Here is a 4,689-nt window from a genome sequence, read left to right on the forward strand (position 1 = left end):
CGCCGGGGCCGCCCCCGTCCCGCCCGACCTCGTGGGGCGGGGCCGGGGGGCGCGGCCCCCCGGGGTGGGGGGGGCCGCGCGGGCCGGCCCCGGCGGGGGGGGGGGGCTCCCGCGCGGGGGCGGCGGCCAGGTCCACCCCGTCCCCGGCCGGCGCGTCCCCGTCGGAGGCCCCGGCGGGCGTCCGCGCGTCGGCGGGCCGGAGCACCGGCAGCAGGGCGACGTGCACGGCGGGCTCCGCCGGGGCGGAGCCGGCGGCGTCCGGGCGGGTGCCGGCTCGGCGGGCGCCCTGCGGGACGCCGCCGTCCTCCGGGGAGCCGTCCTGCGGGGCCAGCGGATCCACGCTCCTCACCGGGTCCTTCCTGGGGGTCCTGTCCGGCCCGAGGGGGCCGGTCCCCTGGGCCGGGCCGCGACGCGGCTCCGCCCCCATCCAATCACGCCCCCGGAATGCAGGAAGGGCCCCCCGAGACGGGGGGCCCTTCCTGCGGCGGTGGATCTTACTGGACTCGAACCAGCGACCTCTCGCGTGTGAAGCGAACGCTCTAACCAACTGAGCTAAAGATCCGGGCGGAACGACCCATTGCCGGGCCGGACGACTCGAAGGACTCTACACCGCGCCGCCGCGCTGGGCAAATCCGCCGCCCGGCCCGGACGGGGTCAGCCGGCCTTCACCGAGACGTCGTCGATCCGGAAGGTCGTCGCGCCGCTGCCGTCCTCCGTCCCACTGAAGGAGATCGTCACCGTCTTGCCCGCGTAGGCGGAGAGGTCGGCCGCCTGGGCGAGGTAGCCCCTGCCCTTGTCCAGGTTGGAGTGGGTCCTCAGGGTGGTGGTCGTGGCGCCGTCGCTCACGGAGACCGTGAGCTTGTCCCACTGGCGGGCCGTGGTGGTCTCGGCGGAGTCCACGCGCACGGCGTAGCTCAGGGTGGCGGCGGCGCCGGCCGGCAGGACGGCCTTCTGGGTCAGCGTGGCCGTGCTGGTGCCGCCCTTGCCGTTCAGCGCGGCGTGGAGGGAGCCGGTGGCGGACAGGCCCGCCGTGGAGGAGGCGGCCACCCGGCCGGTGGCGGTCCAGCCGGTCAGGCCGCTCTCGAAGCCGCCGTTGACGAGCTTCTCCGCGCCGGGGACGGGGGTCACGGGGTGGGGGTCCGTGGTGCCGCCGCGCAGGGATGCGAGGGTCTTGGCCGCGTCGACGAGCCCGGCGCCGCAGCCCTCGGCGCACACGCCCGGGATCGGACGGGAGTTCGTCTTGAGGGAGGACTCCACCTCGGCGGGGGTCAGCGTGGCGTCCTCCGCCAGCATCAGCGCGACGGTGCCCGCCACGTGGGGGGTGGCCATGGAGGTGCCGTTGTACTGGGCGTAGGCGCCGGCGGTGGGCGTCGTCGTGCCCGCGTTCACCGTGGAGATGATGCCGGAGCCGGGGGCCGCGACGTCCACGGCCGAGCCGTAGTTCGAGTACGAGGCGCGGTTGCCGTTCACGTCGGTGGCGGCCACCGTGATGGTGTTCTGGCAGTTGGCCGGGCGGGCGTTGGCGGCGGACTGGTTCTCGTTGCCGGCCGCGACCACCACGGGCACGCCGCGGCCCACGGCCGCGTTGATGGCGTTCTGATAGGTGGTGCCGCAGGTGCCCTGGCCGCCGAGGGACATGTTGATCACATCCACCGGGGTCGGGTTGGCCGGCACGCCGGGGACGGAGCCGCCGGAGGACCAGACGATGGCGTCCGCGATGTCCGCCAGGGTGCCGCCGCACTTGCCGAGCACCCGCGCGTGCTGGACCTTCGCGCCCGGGGCGACGCCGACGACGCCCTGGGTGTTCGCCACGGCGGCGACGGTGCCGGCCACGTGCGAGCCGTGCCAGGACGAGTTCGAGGCGCGGGACTGGCCGCACTCGCCCGCCAGGTACCAGTCGCCCTCGTCCCGCGGGTCGGCGTCGCGGCCGCCGCCGTCCCGGGCGGTGGTGGCGTCGGAGATGAAGTCGTAGCCGGGGACGGTGTTGGCGTTCAGGTCCGCGTGGTCCGTCTGGCCGGTGTCGATCACGCCGACGATGGCCCCGGTGCCCGTGCTCACGTCCCACGCCCCCGGCACGCGCATGCCGTTGACGCCGGTGAAGCCCCACTGGTCGGCGTAGTACGGGTCCGCCGGCGAGAGCGCCGCCCGGGTCATGATCACGTTGGGCTCCACGGCCTCGACGGCGCCGGAGGCCCGGAGGTCGGCCATGAACGCGGCGGACTCCTCCTGCGTGAGCTTCTCGTCGGTGGCGATCACACGGGAGCCCAGCGCGGTCTCGCGCAGCTCCTTGACGCTGACGCCGGCCTCCCTGGCGGCCCTGCCCCACGCCTTCGCGCGGCCCTGGGCGGTGCTGTTCGCGGCGGTCTCCCGGTAGGTGACGATGAACGAGTCGTAGCCGTCCGCGTTCGGGTCGGCCAGGGGCGCGGCGGCGGCCGGGGAGGTGCGCGCCGGCTCGGCGGGGCGCTCGGCCGCGGCGAGGGTCGGGGCGGCGGTGAGCGCGGTGCCCGCGAGCACGGCGGCGGCGAGCAGGGAGCCGACGCGGCGCCGGGCGGAGGGGGAGGTCAGAGCGGTCACGGGAACTCCTCGGGAGGGGGCGGGGCCACCGATGCGACGACGACCGGGGACTCCGGCGCCGGGTGACCCGGACCACACTAGGATCGCGCATCCGCCTCCGACCAGGGCGTTCCGGCAAGTGTGGCCGATGGTCCAGGCCTCGCTGGCCGATGGTGCCACGCGGACCTGGCCGATGGTGCCGTCCGGGGCGGCACCATCGGGCAGACCCGACCCCTCGTCAGGGGCGCCGCACAGGCTGCGGCCTCAGGCGCGCCGCTGACGGCGGATGCCGAGGTCCTCCTCGCGGTGCTCGACCCCCAGCCCCGCGACGCCGGCCCGGCGCTGCTCCTCCTCGGCGCGCAGCTCCACCCTGCGCACCTTGCCGGAGACGGTCTTGGGCAGGGGCCGGAACTCGATGCGGCGGATGCGCTTGTACGCCGGGACGCGGTCCGTGACGTGCTGGAGGATGGCCCGGGCCGCCTCCTCCCCCGGCTCGTGACCGGCGGCCAGCGTCACGAACGCCTTCGGCACGGACAGGCGCAGCTCGTCGGGCGCCGGGACCACGGCGGCCTCCAGCACGGCCGGGTGGGTCATCAGCACCGACTCCAGCTCGAACGGGGAGAGCTTGTAGTCCGAGGACTTGAACAGGTCGTCGGCGCGGCCCACGTACGTGTAGATGCCGTGCTCGTCGCGGCGGGCGATGTCCCCCGTGTGGTAGACGCCGTCGCGGAAGGCCTCGGCGGTCTTCTCCGGGTCCCCGTGGTACCGCTGGAACAGGCCCACGGGGCGGGGGTCCAGCCCCACGCAGATCTCTCCCTCCCCCTCGCCGTCCACGCGGTCGCCGGTCTGCGGGTCGCGCAGCTCGATGTCGAAGCCGGGCAGTGGGCGGCCCATCGCGCCGATCACCACGCGCTGGCCGGGGGTGTTGGCGATCTGCAGGGTGGACTCGGTCTGGCCGAAGCCGTCGCGGACGGTCACGCCCCAGCCCCGCTGCACCTGGTCGATCACGGCGGCGTTGAGCGGCTCTCCGGCGGAGATCGCGTTGCGCGGCGGGGCCTGCAGCTGGGTCAGGTCCGCCTTGATGAGCATGCGCCACACGGTGGGCGGGGCGCAGAAGCTCGTCACCCCGCCCTCGTCCATCGCGCGCATGAGGGTGGCCGCGTCGAACCGACGGAAGTTGAGCACGAAGATCGTGGCCTCGGCCAGCCACGGGGCGAAGAACGAGGACCAGGCGTGCTTGCCCCAGCCCGGGGAGGCCACGTTCAGGTGGACGTCGCCGGGCCGCAGGCCCACCCAGTACATCGTCGAGAGGTGCCCCACGGTGTAGGAGGCCTGCGTGTGCTCCACGAGCTTGGGCAGGGACGTGGTGCCGGAGGTGAAGTAGAGCAGCAGCGGGTCGTCGGCGGAGGTCGGCGTCTCGAGGGACCACGTGCCGGCGAACGAGGCGGCGTCGCCGTAGGAGTGGACGGGGTGGCCGGGGACCTCCGGGAGGGCGTGCTCGGCCTCGGAGGCGTAGACCCCGGGCACGTGGATCAGGGTGCAGTCCCCGACGACGTCGGCGAACTTGACGAGGTTGCCCGCGTTGGCGATCGCCCATCGCGCGCCGGCGCGGTCCACGCGGTCCTGCAGGTCGGCGGCGACCAGCTGCGTGGTGGTGGGGATGACCACGGCGCCGATCTTCATGCAGGCGAGCATGGCCTCCCAGAGCTCGACCTGGTTGTCGAGCATCACGATCACCGTGTCTCCTCGGCCCACGCCGAGGTGCTGGAGCCAGCCGGCCACGCGGTCCGTGTCCGCGGACATCCGCGCGTAGCTGCGGCGCAGGACGGTGCCGTCCTCCTCGACGATCACCAGGGCGTCCTGGTCGGCCCGCTCGGGGGTGGCGGCGACGGCGTCGAACCAGTCGCTGCCGAAGTTCACGGTCTCGAACCGGGGCCACTCGAACGCGGCCCGGGCGCCGGCGTAGTCCTGCTGGTGCTCCACGAGGAGGTCGCGGGCGGCGCGCAGTCGGGCGGTGACGGACATGGGTGGACCTCCTGTGGGACGTGGAACGCATCACACAGTAGGGCGGGGATCCGCGGGATCGGGGGCCGGACGGGACCCGGTGAACCGGCCTTCACGGGGGCGGGCGACGAC

At 74.7% G+C, this 4,689-nt stretch carries 2 protein-coding genes, 1 tRNA gene and 1 pseudogene; all 4 read right to left on the minus strand.

What is annotated here, in order from left to right:
- Positions 1-340, minus strand: a pseudogene (locus MHY29_RS11245) (hypothetical protein); the annotation flags it as partial.
- Positions 341-488: 148 nt separating this feature from the next.
- Positions 489-562 (minus strand) — tRNA-Val (locus MHY29_RS11250).
- A 92-nt stretch (positions 563-654) separates the two neighbouring features.
- Positions 655-2,574: a S8 family serine peptidase gene (locus MHY29_RS11255; protein WP_224355592.1), complete on the minus strand. Its 1,920-nt coding sequence runs from the start codon at positions 2,572-2,574 to the stop codon at positions 655-657.
- 243 nt (positions 2,575-2,817) lie between these two features.
- Positions 2,818-4,578: an AMP-binding protein gene (locus tag MHY29_RS11260; RefSeq protein WP_224355593.1), complete on the minus strand. Its 1,761-nt coding sequence runs from the start codon at positions 4,576-4,578 to the stop codon at positions 2,818-2,820.
- Positions 4,579-4,689: the final 111 nt, after the last annotated feature.

Origin of the sequence: Micrococcus sp. ACRRV, from assembly GCF_022346985.1 — a bacterium.
GTDB lineage: Bacteria > Actinomycetota > Actinomycetes > Actinomycetales > Micrococcaceae > Micrococcus > Micrococcus porci.